The organism is Fibrella aquatica (genome assembly GCF_041321135.1).
GTDB classification, from domain to species: domain Bacteria; phylum Bacteroidota; class Bacteroidia; order Cytophagales; family Spirosomataceae; genus Fibrella; species Fibrella aquatica.
On sequence record NZ_JBGGWF010000001.1, the window covers coordinates 180,326 to 198,925 of the forward strand.

Below are 18,600 nucleotides of genomic sequence, written 5' to 3' on the forward strand. Positions count from 1 at the left end.
CTCAGTTGCTTTAAATGGAAACACCCTAATGTACGTTCAAGTTCTATGATTCGTTACCTTGTTGGGATAAATCAGTAGGTAGATGCTTAAGTCATTTGACATATACAGTCAGAATAATGTAATGAAAATTATTGTGGCCTTGAACCTGCTTCTGGTGGGTACTGGGTCATTGCTATTTACGCAGAGCATTATAAACAGACTTGAAGCGCGGGAGGAGCAGTACATGCGATTATACGCCAGAGCGCTGGCGTATGCTATTCAAACGGCTAATGAGCAGGAAGATTTGAATTTCATTGTTACGGCAATTATCGAGACAGATGAAAATAATGCGATACCTGCCATTTACGCAGATGGTCATTTAGAGCCATCTCAGTATCAGAACATTGATATACCCAACAACCTGACTGGTGATGAAAAGAATGCGTTTCTGAAGCAACAGATGCACGAAATGCGGGCGAATCATCCACCGATTGTGGTGGATTTGAAAGACGGCGAAAAAGGGCTTATCTACTACAATAACTCGTTATTGCTCAAATATTTGAGTTATTTTCCGATTGCCCTGCTGATTGTATTAGCTGCGCTGGCTATGCTGGCTTATCTGTCGTTTAGTTCTTCGCGGCGGGCCGAGCAAAACCGGGTTTGGGTGGGCCTGGCCAAAGAAACTGCGCATCAGCTGGGTACACCGCTTTCATCGTTGCTGGCGTGGGTCGACTATATGCGCACAGACCCCGAGCATTACGAAGCCGAGGTAACCGACGAAATCGAGAAAGATGTGCAGCGACTGGAAACAATTACGGCCCGTTTCTCCAGCATTGGCTCAGTTCCTACGCTGAAAGACGAAAACCTGGATGAGGTAGTGACGCAGTTTACCAGTTATTTAGCCCGCCGCATTTCTACCAAGGTAAAAATGACGGTAGAAAGCAATCTACCCACTACGCTAATGGTACGAATCAATAGACTGCTGTTCGAGTGGGTGATTGAAAATATCTGCAAAAATGCGGTAGATGCCATGGCAGGAGTTGGTGAATTACGCATTCGATTATTGCCGTTACCCAACGACGAAATAGCGATCGATATTACCGACACGGGCAAAGGCATGACCAAACTGACCATGGCGAAGGTGTTTTCGCCGGGTTATAGCACGAAAAAGCGAGGTTGGGGACTGGGGCTAACCTTGGCCAAACGAATTGTTGAAGAGTATCACAACGGACGTTTGTTCGTGAAATCGTCTGAAGTAGGGAAGGGCACTACCTTCCGTATTGTGCTCAACCGCGAACCCGGTTCCCTGCCCAACGTGACCGTAGCCCGCAAAAAAAGGCCCTCACTGCTAACGCTGCGGGGGCCAAAGAAGGTGTGATAACTGTTGCAAGTTTAGTGTTTTGGGTTTGATGTTTGACGGGCTTCGCTCATCAACCTATTCGGGTAATCAGCGAAGCCCGTCAAATATCAAACCCAAAACACTAAACTTATTATTATTTACCGCCCATTGAGCGGGACGGAGATGGTATCGGTCACGATTGTATTGCTGACGTTCAGGGCGCGGTCGCGGATACGTACCTGAAACCGGACAGTGGCCATGCGGAAGGGGCGTTGGTAGAAGAAAACCTGACTGAAATCGATGTCTCCTTCAATAGCACCTTTCTGCTCGCCAAGTGGTGAACGCGGAAAGAATAGTTTGCTGTTGTCGCTTGACGGTAACTCTCGGTAGCCGCCATTAACGAACTCAAACGTTTTGATCTCGTAGTTTCCCCAGGTATCAGCGCCGAATACCTGCCGAAGCCGGGTTGTATCGCGGGTATCTTCGCCAATATCGCCGGTGCCGTCCTGTAACCGGATCGTCATAATTACAGAATCACGCCGTGCTTGTCCAACGCCTGTTCCTGGTTCAAGTGTGACTTTCACGGGGGGGCCAACAAGCCGAATTTCAGGCGTATCGCTGTAGTTTGGTTCCGTGAAACAAGCTGTAAGGGCAGTTGCAAGGGCTACCGCCACCATTCCCCGATGAATTAGTTGTCTGCGCATGCTGTTAACGTACTGAATTTTTGCAAGCTACTGTGTTTTTATCCCAATCCGACTGGCGTTCATCGCTGCGGCAACGTATTCTTAGCGTAACGGCTACCCAATTCGATGCGCTTGCCCTTGATCTGTTTCACTATCAGGCCAGGTATAACGCCGTATATGCCGAGTATCTGCGTCACCTTCGCTGTAGGCCCGAGGCAGTGCAATCAGTGGCAGCTATACCGTTTCTGCCCATCAGCTTTTTCAAAACGCACCGCGTTCTGATTCCCGATGTATCCGACGCTACCGAATTCGCCAGTAGTGGAACCACCGGCGCCACAACAAGTCGGCACTTTGTTCCCGATCTTTCTCTCTACGATGCTGTTTGCCAGCGACTGTTTGAAGAGACCTACGGGCCGCTTAGCCAGTTTCATATTCTGGGCTTGCTACCGTCGTATCTGGAACGAAATAACTCGTCGCTAGTATATATGGTTCAGCGATTTATGGCGCTATCGGGCTCCGATCAGTCGGGTTTTTATTTAAACAACTACCCTGAACTAACCAACCGCCTGCGCCACCTGACCCAAGAAGCGTTGCGACCCGGCCAATCAGCCCAAAAAGTATTGCTAATCGGCGTTACGTTTGGGTTACTCGATTGGGTCGATGAAGCGGGCGAATCGCTGGAGTGGGCTGGAGAACATCCCGGCTTGGTGGTCATGGAGACGGGTGGCATGAAAGGGCGTCGGCGTGAGTTGCTGCGTGAAGAAGTACACGCCGAACTAATCCAAAAATTGGGTATACCTGCCGTTCACTCCGAATATGGAATGACCGAACTGCTGTCTCAGGCCTATTCAACGGGGGCGGGCGTGTTTCGGCCGGGAGCTACTATTCAGGTACGTCTACGCGACCTCAATGATCCGTTCTACAGCTATGAGCCCGGCCAAACATTGGGCAAGCAAACGGGTGGCGTTAATGTCATCGATCTGGCCAATCTGGACTCCTGCGCGTTCATTGAAACCCAGGATTTAGGCCAATATGAGGGCCACTCAGGTACGTTCCGCATCATGGGGCGCTTTGACAACGCCGATGTACGTGGCTGCAATTTGTTGGTTGCGCTCTAGGCAAAATAGAGAGGTAATTGGCAGTCTACCACCTAGTAAAAAATGATTTTCCTAGTTAATCTATAGATTTATGAAATTTAATTTATAGATACAAAACACTTCATATAAAGAGTAGTTACGTCTGTGTTTTCAACAACAACAAATCACAACGTATATGAAAAATTCATTGATTGCAGGTGCAGGGCTGATAGCCACGTTACTTACTACAGGATTGGCTATGGCCCAAACCAGCCGGATGGATAGTGACCTAGTAGGGCGAACCAGCAAAGTGGAGTTCGACCGGATGAACAAAGAGGGGGCCGAAACGGTGGCATTGATCACACCCACTAGTGCTAAACTGTCGAAGCAAGATGAAGGATTGATGATGGAAGTGGCGATGGGCGGGATGATGCAACTGGAAACGAGTCAGGTGGCTGTTCAGAAATCAACTAATCCCGAGGTTCGGGAAATGGCTCAGGCGGAAATAGAAGAGCAGACAGGTTTGGCGGCTAAGTTGAAAGAAATTGCATCGGCCAAAGGCATCACGCTACCGGCTGCTCCTGATACGAAAACACAGGAGATGGTATCAAAAATGCAGGGTATGGAGCCCGCCGCGCTGGAGCGCCACTATGTGCAGGAGCATGCTGTAAAAGGCCACGAGACGCTCGACAAGGTTATGTCGAAAGTAGAGAGCAAAGGAAAAGATACTGACCTGATGGCTGTGGCTAAAGCGGCTCACCCACTGGTGAAAACACATCTGAAAGTTGCTCGGGAATTGAATGCTAAACTGCGGAGCGGTAACACGTCGACCAGTGGTCGTTAATTGCTGAAAATAGATTGATGTAATGGCTGATCATGATCTGATCAGCCTTTTTTGCGCTCATGCAGTTGTCTTTGAGTATTGACAGGCTATAAATTGTAGCCGGATGTTGTTTCCTTGTGCGTAATGACCTTACTTCGATTTGTTAAAGCAACCGATGTGTTTATGCTGATCAAAATTGATCAAGTCCAAAACATATGAATATATTGACTACGTTTTTTTACACACCTTATGGCCAAGATCATCATCATTGATGACGAAAAGAGCATCCGGGCAGCCCTGCGCGATATTTTAGAATATGAGGGCTACGAGGTCGACGAGGCCAAAGACGGCGAAGAGGGCCTGGAAATGGTCTTGAAATCGCGGTACGATGTGGCGCTGTGCGACATCAAAATGCCTAAAATGGATGGATTAGAGATGTTACTAAAAGCAAATGATGCTGAACGTGGCACTCAGTTCATTATGATTTCGGCTTTTGGTAACGTCGAAAATGCGGTGGAGGCCACCAAACGGGGCGCCTTTGATTTCATTACGAAACCACCCGACCTGAACCGTCTCTTGGTAACGGTTCGCAACGCCATCGAAAAGTCGAAGCTGGTAGCTGAGACCAAGACGCTGAAGAAACGAATCTACAAAATCAACGAGATCGTTGGTGAGTCAGATCCGATTCGGAAGGTGAAAGAAACCATTAACCGCGTGGCCGCTACCGAAGCCCGGGTACTGGTTACCGGGCCTAACGGGTCTGGTAAAGAGATGGTGGCCAAAGGCATTCACGAGAAAGGAAACCGGGCCGGTATGTCGCTTGTTGAGGTTAACTGCGCCGCTATTCCGGGCGAACTGATCGAGAGCGAACTATTTGGCCATGAGCGGGGTGCCTTTACGGGTGCAGCTTCAAAGCGCATCGGCAAATTCGAACAGGCCGACGGAGGTACGTTGTTTCTCGACGAAATCGGTGATATGAGCCTATCGGCCCAGGCAAAAGTGTTGCGGGCTTTGCAGGAAAGCAAAATCACCCGGGTGGGTGGCGATAAAGAAATCAAGGTCAACGTGCGCGTGATTGCGGCCACGAATAAAGACTTGCGTAAAGAGATTGCCGAAGGGAATTTCCGCGAAGATTTATTCCACCGGTTAAGCGTAATTGTGATTCACGTACCTGCACTGGCTGATCGGAAAGAAGATATTCCGCTACTGGCCGATAAATTTTTGCAGGATATCAGTGGCGAATACAACGCACCGGTAAAAGAAATTGAGCCGCCGGCTATGGTATATCTCCAATCAATGCCCTGGACGGGTAACGTCCGCGAACTCCGCAATGTCATCGAACGACTGGTGATCATGTGTGGCGATTCTATTACACTGGAAGACGTAAAGATGTATGCGTAAATAAAGTCTGAAAAGTGATGAGTCGTTTTGAGTGCAGCGCTTTTGTCGTCCCGACGTTAGTATGGATGATGAAAGCGCTGCTATTTTACGATAATCAAAACAAGTAAATTGGCAGAGTGCTCTCGCATAAGCCACACCAACCGACTCTCCAGACTTAAAGCGACTCAGCACTTTTTTTCGACTTACAAGCCTATGAAAGCTGTTCTCTGCCGCCAGTTTGGCCCGCCCGAATCCTTGGTCGTTGACGAGATTGCCTGGCCCGAGGCAGTGCCGGGAAAAGTTGTTGTCGAAGTAAAAGCTTGCGGGGTAAACTTCCCTGATACGCTCATTATTGAAGGCAAATATCAGTTCAAGCCCGATTTTTCTTTTTCGCCCGGTGGCGAAGTGGCGGGCGTTGTGCGTGAAGTAGGGGCGGGCGTTACTCACCTTAAAGTGGGCGATCGGGTATTTTCCCTAACCGGCTGGGGTGGTTTCGCTGAAGGAGTGCTTGCCGATGCCGCCAAAACGTTTCTGATGCCCGATGGTATGGACTTCAACACGGCTGCTTCGCTGATGTATACCTATGGCACGTCGTACCACGCCTTGAAGCAGCGGGCGCAGGTACGTTCCGAACGGTCCGGCGATCCGGAAACGTTACTGGTGCTGGGCGCGGCTGGTGGTGTAGGACTAGCGGCGGTTACACTCGGTAAACTGATGGGTGCCCGTGTTATCGCCGCTGCATCGACCGACGAGAAACTATCCCTGTGCCGCCAGTACGGTGCCGACGAAACCATTAATTACACCACCCAACCCTTACGTGGACGCCTTACCGAACTGGTTGGCAAAAAAGGCGTCGATGTAGTTTATGATCCGGTTGGCGGCGATTTAGCAGAGCCTGCTCTTCGTTCGATGGCCTGGGGTGGACGTTACTTGGTGGTTGGCTTTGCTGCCGGACCCATTCCGAGTTTGCCTTTCAACCTGCCCTTGCTGAAAGGTTGTTCGGTGGTGGGTGTTTTCTGGGGCGCTTTTGCCGAACGTCAGCCAGCCGAAAACCGGCAGAACGTGCAGGAGCTACTTCAGTTCTGGCAGCAGGGAAAGCTTGTTCCGCACATTCACGCCACGTACCCACTCGAACAGGCCGCCGACGCGCTGAACGACATGCTGGGCCGCCGGGTAATGGGCAAAGTGCTGATCGTTGTCTGAACCGCGCAACGGACCGTAGAGACTTACTGGATTTTCAGGAGTGTAACAAAATCTCCTGAAAATTCAGGTCTGGATTACTGTTCCAGCAAATAGGCCTTAATAAACCCGTCGATATCGCCGTCAAGAACGGCTTCGGTGTTGGACGTCTGGTAACCCGTACGATGATCTTTCACGCGGCGGTCGTCGAGTACGTAGGAGCGTATCTGTGAACCCCATTCGATCTTCTGCTTGCTGGCTTCAATTTCGGCACGGGCGGCATTACGCTTTTCGACCTCGATCTGATACAGCTTTGATTTCAGCAAACGAATAGCTACTTCCTTGTTCATCAACTGGCTGCGTTCCTGCTGACATTCGATTATAAGGCCGGATGGTTTGTGTTTAAGGCGAACGGCGGTTTCTACTTTGTTCACGTTTTGCCCCCCGGCTCCGCCCGACCGGAACGTATCCCACGTAATATCAGCCGGGTTTACGTCAATCTCAATCGTATCGTCGACTAGCGGATACGCATATACCGAGGCAAATGACGTATGTCGGCGGGCGTTTGAATCGAAGGGGGAAATACGCACCAGGCGATGAACGCCATTCTCGGATTTTAAGTAGCCGTAGGCTAGCGGGCCATCGATCTCAATCGTTGCCGATTTAATGCCGGCTGTATCACCGTCCTGATAATCAACCTGTTTTACGCCGTAGCCATGTTTCTCGGCCCAGCGCATATACATTCGATACAGCATATCGGCCCAGTCCTGACTTTCGGTACCACCCGCTCCCGAGTTAATCTCCAGCACTGCCGATAGTTGATCTTCTTCGTTGCTGAGCATCTTTTTAAGCTCCAGCTCATCGAGCGTAATCTGAAGCTTACGACCTTCAACGTCCACTTCTTCTTCAGGTACGTCGCCTGCTTCGTAGAATTCGTAGAGCGTTTCAAGATCGCCAAATTCGCCGGTCAGTTTTTCGTAACTTGTTATCCAGCCTTTCAAGCCACGCACCTGCTTCATCACGCCTTCGGCGCGGGCTGCATCGGTCCAAAACTCGGGCTGAAACGTTTGTTGTTCCAGCTCGGCAAGCTGTTGCTTTTTGTTGTCGTAATCCAAATAACCCCGCAGCGCCTCGACCCGGCTTCGGAGTTCCTGTACTTGTTCAGTAGTCATATCGGCAAAAGCCCGTGCTTACGGGTAAAAGAAGCGGAACGCAGATTTCGTGGATAGACTGATCCTGAAAGATCACTGCCTCGCTGCAAGCGGCCGACCCAATCAGTTGATTCTACCTGATCGTTGTTCCATGTGGTTCGGCAAAGATACAACAAAGCAGTGGGTGGGTTTGGTTTTGCTGAGTTGTCGTGAGCCGTCAACTTTTAGACCTACCTTTGCGTTCTTAAAAAGGGTCATTTATAGTCATTGGTAGTCATTTGTAGTCATTCATTGCACAGGCAATTGACTGATTCTGAAAATGACTGCGAATGACTACCAATGACCACTCATGACCACTTATTTCTATTTTTCATACAATGGCTTCACAGTACGATGTAATCGTGGTAGGAAGCGGACCCGGCGGCTATGTAGCAGCGATCCGGGCTTCGCAATTGGGCTTGAAAACAGCCGTTGTTGAACGCGAAAGCCTGGGCGGGATCTGCCTGAACTGGGGGTGTATCCCCACCAAAGCCCTGCTGAAGAGTGCGCAGGTTTTTGAATATATCAAGCACGCCAAAGACTATGGTATCACCGTGGGCGACTCGTCGGCCGATTTTAGCGCTGTGATCAAACGCAGCCGGGGCGTAGCCGATAGCATGAGCAAAGGGGTGGCGTTTTTGATGAAGAAAAACAAAATCGACATTCTTAGCGGCAATGGTAAAGTAAAACCAGGCAAGAAAGTGGAGGTAACCGCTCAAGACGGCAAAACCACCGAATATGAAGCCAAAAGCATCATTATTGCCACTGGAAGCCGCGCACGTCAGTTGCCCGCTGTTCCGCTCGATGGCAGCAAAGTGATTGAGTATCGCAAGGCCATGACCCTGGAAAAACGCCCCGATTCAATGCTTGTCATTGGTTCTGGAGCGATTGGTGTTGAGTTTGCCTACGTGTATGCCAGCATGGGTACCAAGGTGACGATCATTGAGTTTCTGCCCAACATTGTACCGGTTGAAGACGAAGATATCTCGAAAGAACTGCTTCGCCAGTACAAGAAAATGGGCGTCGATGTATACACCAATTCGGAGGTTACTAAAGTAGACACAAGCGGAAAAGGCTGTAAAGTGTCGGTGAAGACCCCGGAGGGTGAAAAAACATTCGAGGCCGATGTCGTTCTGTCGGCAGCAGGTATTGTGGCTAACATCGAAAACATTGGTCTGGAAGAGACAGGTATCAAAACCGACCGTGGTAAAATTGCGACCGACGATTATTACAAGACGAACGTTGAGGGCTACTACGCTATCGGCGACGTAACGAAAGGACAGGCACTAGCGCACGTAGCGTCGGCAGAGGCTATTATCTGCGTCGAGAAAATCGCGGGTCTGCCTCATGTTGAGCCCCTGAACTACAACAACATTCCGGGTTGTACATATTGTACGCCTGAAATTGCTTCGGTAGGGTATACCGAAAAAGCCGCTCGCGAGGCTGGTTACGAATTGAAGGTGGGTAAGTTCCCCTTCTCGGCGTCGGGCAAAGCCAAAGCGTCGGGTACACCCGAGGGCTTTGTGAAGGTTATTTTCGACGCTAAATACGGCGAATTCCTGGGCGCTCACTTCATTGGCAACAACGTAACCGAGATGATTGCCGAAGTGGTAACTGCCCGCCGTTTGGAAACAACGGGGCATGAAATTCTGAAAGCTGTGCATCCGCATCCGACCATGTCGGAGGCTATTAAAGATGCAACAGAGGCTGCTTACGGAGAAGCCATTCACCTATAGTATTGGCCTCTAATGAGGTAGATTAAAAAAACGGTTCTGGATATGTTTCAGAACCGTTTTTTGTGTCTTTGCAAGTAATTTAGATGGTAGATGTCGGGATGTAATGCTTAAGTTGGCACAGCCTTTGTCACTTTGTTCATACGATTGAGTGACCATATGTTTCGTTGCCTGCGCGATACCCTGATCTATCGTCAAAAAAACACAATTAGCCTCTAAATGAAGTCCCCCTATTTTCGCCGTCTATTTGGCCTTTTTCTGTCATTTTACAGCCTGATCGTCAGTTGTACGTTAGCGCAGGAAATACCTGCACCGATCACATTTGATGGGTATAGAGCTGGATTTGATATTGGTTCTCAGGGTGTTAAGCTGTCTGTGATTGGCTTTTACAAACAGAACGGTAAATTGAAATACCGGCTGGTGTATGACCGTCAGGAAACGGTTGGTCTGGTGAAAGGTATGGAACTGAATAACGGCAAACTTCGGTCAGCTGATATTCAGGAGGCCGTGGCAACGGTTCAGGAGATGATGCGGGATGCCAGCGAAGCGTTCGGCATGACGAACCGCGATTTTATCATATACACCTCATCGGGCGTGAACATGGCCACTAACGTTGGCGAGGTGAATACACAGACGCAGAAGCTGCTGGGCATGACCACGGTGGTAGACATGCCTACCAAGATTGAGGCAACCTATAGCGTTCGGGCAGGGTTGGCACGCGAAGATTTTGACCGGGCTATACTGGTCGATGTGGGTGGTGGAAACCTGAAAGGTGGCATTTTGCAACCTTACGTAAGTGCGTCGGGTACAACGCGGTATACCTTCAAATCGTACACTATCGAGTTGGGGGCCCGCCGCCTGTCTGAGCGGATTATGCTTCGGAACCCAAACCCTGCCGATTACGCCAATCTGCTGAAAGCTATGGTAGAAGACTCCATTGCTCCTTTGGTTAGGATGTCGCTCAATGATAACCCCGGCATCAAAGACATAAACAGGTCGATGATCTACCTGACGGGTGGAGCTGCTTATCAGTTCATTACCTGGCGTTTTCCCGAAAAAGTACAGGACGAAATTGTTGAGTTTACGCTCGATGACTTCGGGCAGTTTGTAGAGATGTTGTATTCACCAACCGGCTGGATTGATTGGCAGAGTCGTTCGTTCTCGATGATCGAAGACCCTAAACTGCGCGAGTTGATTGAACGTGATCACGCCAAAGCAACCCGGCGTGTTTATAACCGGGAAGGCTGTTTGGCAGGTACGTTGCTGGCCCAACAGATCTTTCGCGAGATAGGCAATCTGAACACCAAGACCTTTTACTTCACCCGCGACGCCTACTGGATCAACGCCCTCGTTTTCGATACGTATAAGGGGGAGTTTAAAAAAAGTTAGTCTAAAGTTCAAGTTCTAAAAGTACAAAGTTGCCCTGCTCACCGGCAGCATGACTTTGGACTTTTAGACCTTGAACCTTTGGACTTCCACTTCACATTTCTATCCCAATCGCCTTCATCAACTCACTGGCGTTGAAACTCTGGCATATGCCGGGGCGGAGGTGATAATCGAAGGTGACCTTGCCCTCATGAATGTCGGAACGGAAGTGGTAGTTCTGCACAAAGTCGACTGATTCACCGAGTTGACCCAGTTCTAAATCGTGGGTCGATACAAAACCAGATGCTTTTGTGCGGTGCAACTGCCGAATCAATGCTTCGGCTCCTTTGTGCCGATCCGCTGAATTTGTCCCCTTCAGAATCTCATCCAGGAAATACAGAATTGGCAGATCAACTGGTAGTCCGGATTTGATCTCTGCGCCAGGTACGTTCTGCGTTTGCTGAATCAGAGTACGTAGTCGCTTTAATTCGGCGTAGAATGAAGACGTATTTTCTTCGAGCGAATCCTGCGTACGCATGCTGGTGAATACTTGCACTGGTGAGCAAATGAATCGGCTGGCGGCAACAACGGCTCCTGCCTGCGCCAGCACCACATTGAGCCCTACCGTACGTAGAAAGGTGCTTTTCCCCGACATATTAGAGCCGGTAATCAGAATAGTTTTGCCTGATCCGTCAAAAGCCAGTGAGTTAGCCACCGCCCTTGTTGGTGGAATCAACGGATGAGCCACGTTCTGTGCGTCGATATGTACGGCTTCGTTTTCGAATAACTCAGGCTGTACGTAGTCAGGGTGTGCGTGGGCAAAACCGGCCAGACTATTCAGGGCTTCGGTTTCGGCCAAAGCAGAAAACCAATCGGCCAGTACCGGGCCATGCTGTGCCTGCCAACGGTTCAGCGCGGCCAGATAATGGGCATCCCAAAGGGAGGGGAGGCCTACAAACAGGTAGAAATAAGGGTTGCGCCGGAAATTGAAATTTTCGACGAGCCGCGCCAGTTGCCGAACGGCTACTGAGGCGGTTACCTGACTTGATTCTAGTCGTTTGCGTAAATCAGTCAGGAGAATAGAGTCGCCGGGAGCACATTCGACAAAGCGGAAAAGGTCAGCAAAATCGGAGAGCGACTGGGCTATTTCGTGTGTTTGTTCGCTAACCTGCTTCGTAGTTTCCTTCATGGAACTCAGTAGAAGCCCATGAACGCCCAGCGCAGCGAATACGCTTAAGCCGGGTACGTATCCCATTACCCAACTGGCAAATACGCCAATGGTCAGTACGGGTAGCACGAACCGGGCTATGTTGAGCCAACCGGGTAAAGGCGTGGTGTTGCCGATGGCCCAGGCACGTAAGCCCGCCGTGGAGAGGCTGATTTTTTCGTTCAGCATCGCCGTGGCTTCAAAATCCTGTCGCCAATTGATGTGCGGTTTCAGGGCGGCTACAGCCTGTTGACGCAGGAAAATGACATGCGGTTGAGCCGGTTGTAACAGATATTGGGCCAGCCGGGCAGTGCCATCGTAGGTACGTGTTCGGTTGATGAGTCGGAATAGTGAGTGTTTACCAAATACGTCGAGGTCGTGGGCATAGGCATGATCAATAGGGGCAAAGGCGACTCCTGTTTCAGGGCGGGTAAATTGCCGGTCCAGACGGAGTTGTTCATCGGTGTTAAGGGCAGCCAGATGTCGGTTCAGGTCACGTTTGCGGCGGACGGCCTGATGCCAGGTCATCATTCGGGTAAAAACAACTACGCCAATCAGAGCAGCCAGAGCGGCCCAGGTGGTTTGTTTACCAGCAATCAGAAGCCAGACAACCGCTACTGAGAAAGCAAACCAGGCTAAACGCCAGATCGCTAATTGGTTGTGCCGCTGCTGATCAGCTTCGGCTTGTTGCTGAAAACCGCGTTCGCGGTCGGGGAAAGAGGTCATGAAGTGGATATACGAGGCTAAACGCAGTCGGGGCAGGTACCCTGAATGAGCAAATTCGTCTCCCGACGGCTGTAACCTCCGGGTAGGGCGATGGCTGGAATTTGAACATCATCCAAACAAGTGGTCTGACCACATTGCTGACATTTGAAATGGACGTGGTCGTGATGATGATCGCCTTTGCCACAGGTGGTTCGGCAAAGAGCATACTTAGGATCTCCCGCATCATCGAGCACTTTGTGCACAATGCCTTTTTCAAGGAAGGTGCGCAGTGTTCGGTAAATCGTAACCCGGTCGTGATTAGGGCCAAGTCGTGATTCAATATCGCCGTGAGCCAGTGCGTGGTCGCTTTGGAGAAACAAATCGAGCATTTCCAGCCGGTTGCTGGTATGCCGCAGATCGTGATCTTTTAGGGTTTGTGCGGGGTTCATGGCGATATTGATTTACGATTTACGATGGACGAATTACGATCTGTTGCTCACACTAGAGGCAAACTAAATCTTAATCCGTTTATTGTGAATCGTAACTTATAATGCATTCTCAGTAGTTTCAAACTGTAATTTAACCAGATTTGCGTACAGGCCTTCGTCCAGCGCCGCTAGTTCATCGTGGGTGCCCTGCTCGGCAATCAATCCATCGCGAAGCACATAAATCTGATCGACCTTACGAATGGTAGCTAACCGGTGAGCAATAATCAACGTGGTCCGGTCTTTCATCAGTTCATCCAGCGCTTCCTGCACCAGCCGTTCCGACTCCGCATCGAGCGAAGAAGTGGCTTCGTCGAGAATCAGAATGGCCGGATCTTTCAGAATGGCGCGGGCAATGGCAATGCGCTGCCGCTGTCCACCCGATAGTTTCACGCCCCGTTCGCCAACGAGGGTTTTCAGGCCTTCGGGAAACGATTCGATAAACCCGAGTGCGTTGGCGCGTCGTGCTGCTTCGGCGATCTCAAAAGCCGTTGCGTCTGGTTTGCCGTACCGAATATTCTCTTCGATGGTGCCCCCAAAAAGCATCACTTCCTGCGGAACAATCGCAATGTGTTGCCGGAGGTTAGTAACGTCGTAGTCATTAATCGACAGGCCATCAACGGTAATGTCGCCACTGGCCAGCGGGTAATACCGCATCAGCAACTGCGCAATGGTTGATTTACCCGCGCCGCTCTGCCCAACCAGGGCGATTTTCTGGCCCGCCTCGACCTGTAACGAAATACCTTTCAGCACTTCGATGTCGGTACGTGACGGGTATGAGAATCGAACATTATTGAACGACACCGCACCTGCAATGGGTGCCGCAAGTGTGGTCGGGTTCGATACAATGTCGACTTCTGGTGCTTCGTTGAGCAGATCCATGATGCGTTCTGAGGCGCCAATGGTGCGCTGAATCTGGGCGTAGAGGTCGCCCATACCGGCCACAGACCCACCGATGAAGGCCATTAAAAACAGGAACGTAATCAGATCGGCCAGTACCATTTCACCGCTGATGACCAGGTTACCGCCATACCACAGCACCCCAACGATGCTACCGAAAAGCGCCGTGATGACAAACGACACGAACATGCCCCGATACTTGGCCGACCGTAGCGCAATACCGACTACCCGACCGAGAGCTGAGCCATACCGCTGTGCTTCGTAGCGTTCGTTGGTGAAGGCCTTTACCACATTAATAGCCTGAAGTGTTTCTTCGACAATGACACTGGCGTTGGCCAGCTCATCCTGCGCCTGTTTCGATAGTTTGCGGATAAAACGCCCAAAAAACATGGCCGCTACAATCAGCAAGGGAAAAGTAGCCAGCATGAACAGGGTTAATTTCCAGGAGAGGTACAGAATAGCAACAGTACCGAAAATAAGGGTGGCAATCTGGCGAAAGAACTCAGCCAGCGTGAGCGACAACACATCCTGCAACTGCGATACGTCGGACGATAAACGACTCGTTAGTTCACCAACGCGACGTTGCTCGAAGAAAGGAATTGGCAACGTAACCATTCGGTTGTACACTGCCCGCCGAATATCGGCCATCGATCGTTCGCTAACCTGCGCGAAGAAGTAGATTCGGAAGAACGAAAAAATAGCCTGACCAACCAGCACCGCCACAAAAAACAGGATGATCTGATTGAGCGTAAAAGCCGATTTGCTGTCAAGTACATTGGTTACTTCCCGAATAATAAGGCTGAAGCTCAGTGTAGTTGCAGTGGAAAGCAACAGAAAAACAAAGCCAATCAGGTATTGAGTGCGGTAGGGCCGAACGAACGAAAACAGCCGCGCGGCGCGACGAAGAGCTTCGCCGTTTACTTTCTTTTTATCTTCCTCCGGGGCTTCTTCCCCGAAATTTTTACCTCGTTTTGCCATTTTAATAACTGTCATTACGCTACGCTGTCACTCGGTAGTCATTGATTGTCATTAGTTGCCTAAAACGACTAATGACAATCAATGACTACCGAGTGACAGCGTAGCGTAATGACATTTTATAAGTCTTCTTTTTGTCCTTTATAGCCTGATTCCTGAAAAAGTCGTCGGGCATCTGCATACTTCATAAGGTCGGGAACAGAGCTTTTCTGCACATCGTAATAGCGGCTGGCAATGCGCCAGCCAAGCCAGTCGCCAATGCGGCCGGGGCATCTATTTCCAATTTCGGCCGTGAATGGCCGTTCGCCCATGTAGCGCTTCTTAATGTCGGGATTAGTCTGGTAAAGCAACTGATTATCGATAAAATGTGCCCAAACCTGGTCCTGCGCATTAAACGTTTCGGTCAGTTGGCGGTCTGTATATCCGATGATCACACTGTCGGGCACTTCGGGCAGCATGATCCGCGTGAAAACAAGGCCTTTTCCGTTATATACCATATCGGCCAGAAGCGATTGATCGTCGCGGTCTTGCTGATTGAACTGGTCAGAGAGCAGACGAACAATGGTGGGAACGATGTAAGGTTGGGCATAACGGCGAAGGACGTACTGCGGAAACTCATCGCCACGGGGTCGGTATTTGGCGGTTGGGCCGGCAAAATAGTCAAGTCCAATAAGGATAAGGCTATCGGTAACAATCAGATCAGGGCCCATAAAGCCGGTGATAAACGTGGCTACGCGGGGTGATTTGAAATCGGGGTAGTCGCGTTTAATGTTGGTAAACGCTTCAGACAGTTCGTTGGCAAGCCGACTAGCGTCGCCAAATTCAGTTTGCGTTTGTTCATAAAGAACCTGTAACTCCGGATTTTTGACCCGTGCAGTAAGTTCATTAATGAGTGCTGTATCAGAATCGGGGTCTGTCGCGTTAAAGTACAATTGAGCGACTTGCTGATGTTTTGCCAGAAATGCTTTTACATCGGCGGGCGACTGGCTCGAAAACAGGGCCTGATCGAGCCGTTCGATAGAGACCGACTCGGGTTTGGTACAAGAATTGAGTAATATACAAACAAGAAGGCTCAGGCCGGTTGTCAATGAATTGGCAAACCAGCGTGAGCTGACCCTAACTCCCATATAAGATGGCATTTTTAGCTGTCTTTGAAACGTGCAAAATTATGGAAAAAGTTGCAGCCCCCGGCCTGCTTCTTGGCGTATTGGCGACTCTGCTGCTGGTATCCCCTGCCTCTGCTCAGTTGCGGCGGACAGGTACGTTACCTGCAAAACGCCCAACAACAGTGATTTCGCGTGAGTATCAGGCAGAACGTGATGAACGCGATGGGATTTTGGCCCCAGGTTTTTTGCGCCTCCCTCGTTTAATTGAGATGAGTTTCCGGTTTGCGCCGGGTTTCTCTTCCAATACGGCGGTAGGAGCAGGCGATTACCGTCTGTTTCAGGAAAATGGGGTAGGGGTTCGAATGAGCGTTGGCCCTACGCTCGACTATTTTTTCTTCAAAGACCGATACGCGTTTAGCTCAGGCTTGTGGTACACCATTAAACGATCGTCATTTGTCATTCCCGCTTCCTTTGGGCAAGATGTGTTTCGTCCCGGGCAATCGCCCGGTGAGTCGGTTTACAATCTGCAATACCTGCAAATTCCCTTAACGGTGAAAATGTATGCCAATGAAATTGGTCCCAGCTTGCGGGGTTATATTCAGTGTGGCGGGTTAGTGGATATCAAGCTGGCCGAAAAAGCGCTCAATCAGACTAATAACCCACTTTATAAAGAGGCCATAGCTGGGGGTACGTATCGGCGACAATACGGTTTTGGTGATGTAGGCGTACTGCTTGGCGCGGGCGTTCAATACAAGATAAACAACACCAATGCCCTGAATATGGGGCTTAGCTACCAACGCGGGTTGGTTAATGTATTCCGCAATAACGCGCTCGAATCGCGTAGCAACACCGTTGCGCTGGAGATGGGATTTAAGTTTTAGTAGTCGGTAGTCGATGGTCAGTAGTCGCGCTGTTGTAGTTAGCTGCCTAAGATAAGCAGTGCGACTACTGACTATTGACTACCGACTTCTAACCACCTACTCGCTGACTTAGAACTATCTTTGCAGTATGAATTCTACAACACCTGAGCCAACGCCAGAGAAAACGGTATCGTTTGATGACTTTGCGCTCAACCGTCAGTTACTCAACGCCGTAGCCGAAGCGGGCTATACTGAACCTACGCCCATACAGCAAAAAGCAATTCCCACAATTCTGGCCAACCATGATGTGTTGGGTATTGCGCAAACCGGGACGGGTAAAACCGCTGCCTATCTGTTACCCGTACTGATGCGGGTAAAGTACGCGCAAGGCATAACGCCGCGTGTACTTATTCTGGCACCCACGCGGGAGTTGGCCATGCAGATCGATCAGGCAATAACAGAACTGGCCAAACACACCGACATACGCCATGTAGCCTTATACGGTGGTTTGGGGCCCAAGCGGCAGATTGAGCAGCTAAAAGCTGGGGTCGATATTATTGTGGCCACTCCGGGGCGTTTCAACGACCTGTATCGGTCGGGCGAGATCGTGACGAAAGACCTGAAAACGATGGTGCTCGACGAGGCCGACAAAATGATGGATATGGGGTTTATGCCGCAGATTCGGGCCATTTTGGAGGTGATTCCCCGTAAACGACAAAACCTGCTGTTCTCGGCTACGTTTCCCGATCGGGTTGAACGGCTATCGTCAGAATTTCTGGAAGCGCCCGTACGGCTGGAGGTAACGCCTGAAACAATGACGGCGAAGATGGTGGATCAGGTGATGTACGAAGTGCCTAACTTCCGTACCAAGATCAACTTGCTGAACTTTCTGATTACGCAGGATACATTTCAGCGTGTGATTGTATTTGCCCGGACCAAAACCAACGTAGAAAATATCTATAAGTTTTTGGCCCGAAAAGTGTTTGAAGCTGGTGAGGTGCGGGTGATTCATGCCAACAAAGGGCAGAATACGCGCATCAACTCAATGGAAGCGTTTAAGGAGGGTAATGTGCGGGTGTTGGTTGCCACCGACGTAGCGGCTCGGGGGATCGACGTTGCCGAAGTATCACACGTGATTAACTTCGACGTACCTATCATTTACGAAGATTACGTGCACCGGATTGGTCGTACCGGTCGTGCCAATCATACCGGGGAAGCCATTACGTTTGTGACCATGGCCGAGATGTACCACGTGGAGAAGATTGAGAAGATCATCAAAATGAAGGTACCCCGGCGGCCAATACCAGAGGCGGTGATGCAGGTAGAAACGCCCTTTGAGGAACAGCAGGATATGCTCCGAGAGGTAGACGAACAACGCAAAAAAGAGGATCCTACGTTCAAGGGAGCTTTCCACGAGAAAAAAGAACATCCCGGACGAGACCGCAAGCCGAAGGCTGGCGGGGCATCGAAAAGTAAAACTCCAGGCGTTGGAAGACCAAGTGGTGGATTAAAAAAAACGCCTTCGCGGCCGGGTGGTCGACCGCCAGGACGTTCAGGGTCAGCACCTAACGGATCAAAAAAACCACGGACAGGACGCCGCTAATTCAAGACTATG

Annotated in this window: 15 protein-coding genes; 9 read left to right on the forward strand and 6 right to left on the reverse strand. The window is 50.2% G+C overall.

Annotation, left to right across the window (positions count from 1 at the left end; genetic code table 11):
• Positions 1–82 precede the first annotated feature (82 nt).
• Positions 83–1,357, forward strand: a complete 1,275-nt coding sequence (locus ACAW87_RS00630) for a sensor histidine kinase (RefSeq protein WP_370721211.1) — start codon at positions 83–85, stop codon at positions 1,355–1,357.
• A 119-nt stretch (positions 1,358–1,476) separates the two neighbouring features.
• On the opposite strand, the gene ACAW87_RS00635 is transcribed toward ACAW87_RS00630, so the two are convergent.
• The gene (locus tag ACAW87_RS00635) at positions 1,477–2,022 is read right to left on the reverse strand and encodes a hypothetical protein (protein WP_370721212.1); all 546 of its coding nucleotides are present in this window, start codon (positions 2,020–2,022) and stop codon (positions 1,477–1,479) included.
• A 20-nt stretch (positions 2,023–2,042) separates the two neighbouring features.
• On the opposite strand from ACAW87_RS00635, the gene ACAW87_RS00640 reads away from it, so the two are divergent.
• The 4 genes from ACAW87_RS00640 (at position 2,043) to ACAW87_RS00655 (ending at position 6,483) form a co-directional block, all read left to right on the forward strand.
• Entirely contained in the window at positions 2,043–3,119 is a 1,077-nt protein-coding gene (locus ACAW87_RS00640) for a LuxE/PaaK family acyltransferase (RefSeq protein WP_370721213.1), read from the forward strand.
• A gap of 154 nt (positions 3,120–3,273) precedes the next feature.
• Positions 3,274–3,921 (forward strand): DUF4142 domain-containing protein, encoded by a 648-nt coding sequence (locus ACAW87_RS00645; protein WP_370721214.1) that lies wholly within the window; start codon positions 3,274–3,276, stop codon positions 3,919–3,921.
• Positions 3,922–4,149: 228 nt separating this feature from the next.
• The gene (locus ACAW87_RS00650; RefSeq protein ID WP_370721215.1) at positions 4,150–5,301 is read left to right on the forward strand and encodes a sigma-54-dependent transcriptional regulator; all 1,152 of its coding nucleotides are present in this window, start codon (positions 4,150–4,152) and stop codon (positions 5,299–5,301) included.
• A gap of 192 nt (positions 5,302–5,493) precedes the next feature.
• Positions 5,494–6,483 (forward strand): NADPH:quinone oxidoreductase family protein, encoded by a 990-nt coding sequence (locus tag ACAW87_RS00655; RefSeq protein WP_370721216.1) that lies wholly within the window; start codon positions 5,494–5,496, stop codon positions 6,481–6,483.
• A 74-nt stretch (positions 6,484–6,557) separates the two neighbouring features.
• Here ACAW87_RS00655 and prfB read toward each other — a convergent pair whose 3' ends face one another.
• Positions 6,558–7,631, reverse strand: coding sequence for a peptide chain release factor 2 (prfB, locus tag ACAW87_RS00660; protein WP_370721217.1), 1,074 nt, complete (start codon positions 7,629–7,631; stop codon positions 6,558–6,560).
• 356 nt (positions 7,632–7,987) lie between these two features.
• Between prfB and lpdA the strand changes: the two genes are divergently transcribed.
• Both lpdA and ACAW87_RS00670 read left to right on the forward strand, forming a co-directional pair.
• On the forward strand, positions 7,988–9,385 hold the full coding sequence (gene lpdA / locus ACAW87_RS00665; protein WP_370721218.1) for a dihydrolipoyl dehydrogenase: 1,398 nt from the start codon (positions 7,988–7,990) through the stop codon (positions 9,383–9,385).
• Between the two features lie 216 nt (positions 9,386–9,601).
• Complete coding sequence (locus tag ACAW87_RS00670) at positions 9,602–10,771, forward strand: hypothetical protein (protein WP_370721219.1); 1,170 nt, start codon at positions 9,602–9,604, stop codon at positions 10,769–10,771.
• Between the two features lie 91 nt (positions 10,772–10,862).
• Here the strand turns inward: ACAW87_RS00670 and ACAW87_RS00675 are convergent, their stop codons facing one another.
• The 4 genes from ACAW87_RS00675 to ACAW87_RS00690 form a co-directional block, all read right to left on the reverse strand.
• Positions 10,863–12,680, reverse strand: coding sequence for a MutS family DNA mismatch repair protein (locus ACAW87_RS00675; protein WP_370721220.1), 1,818 nt, complete (start codon positions 12,678–12,680; stop codon positions 10,863–10,865).
• 17 nt (positions 12,681–12,697) lie between these two features.
• The gene (locus ACAW87_RS00680; RefSeq protein WP_370721221.1) at positions 12,698–13,108 is read right to left on the reverse strand and encodes a Fur family transcriptional regulator; all 411 of its coding nucleotides are present in this window, start codon (positions 13,106–13,108) and stop codon (positions 12,698–12,700) included.
• A 96-nt stretch (positions 13,109–13,204) separates the two neighbouring features.
• Positions 13,205–15,022: an ABC transporter ATP-binding protein gene (locus ACAW87_RS00685; protein ID WP_370721222.1), complete on the reverse strand. Its 1,818-nt coding sequence runs from the start codon at positions 15,020–15,022 to the stop codon at positions 13,205–13,207.
• Positions 15,023–15,138: 116 nt separating this feature from the next.
• On the reverse strand, positions 15,139–16,146 hold the full coding sequence (locus tag ACAW87_RS00690) for a gliding motility protein GldB-related protein (RefSeq protein WP_441656223.1): 1,008 nt from the start codon (positions 16,144–16,146) through the stop codon (positions 15,139–15,141).
• Between the two features lie 41 nt (positions 16,147–16,187).
• Between ACAW87_RS00690 and ACAW87_RS00695 the strand changes: the two genes are divergently transcribed.
• Together ACAW87_RS00695 and ACAW87_RS00700 are read left to right on the forward strand one after the other, a co-directional pair.
• Complete coding sequence (locus tag ACAW87_RS00695) at positions 16,188–17,006, forward strand: porin family protein (RefSeq protein WP_370721224.1); 819 nt, start codon at positions 16,188–16,190, stop codon at positions 17,004–17,006.
• 127 nt (positions 17,007–17,133) lie between these two features.
• Positions 17,134–18,588, forward strand: a complete 1,455-nt coding sequence (locus ACAW87_RS00700; protein WP_370721225.1) for a DEAD/DEAH box helicase — start codon at positions 17,134–17,136, stop codon at positions 18,586–18,588.
• Positions 18,589–18,600 lie beyond the last annotated feature (12 nt).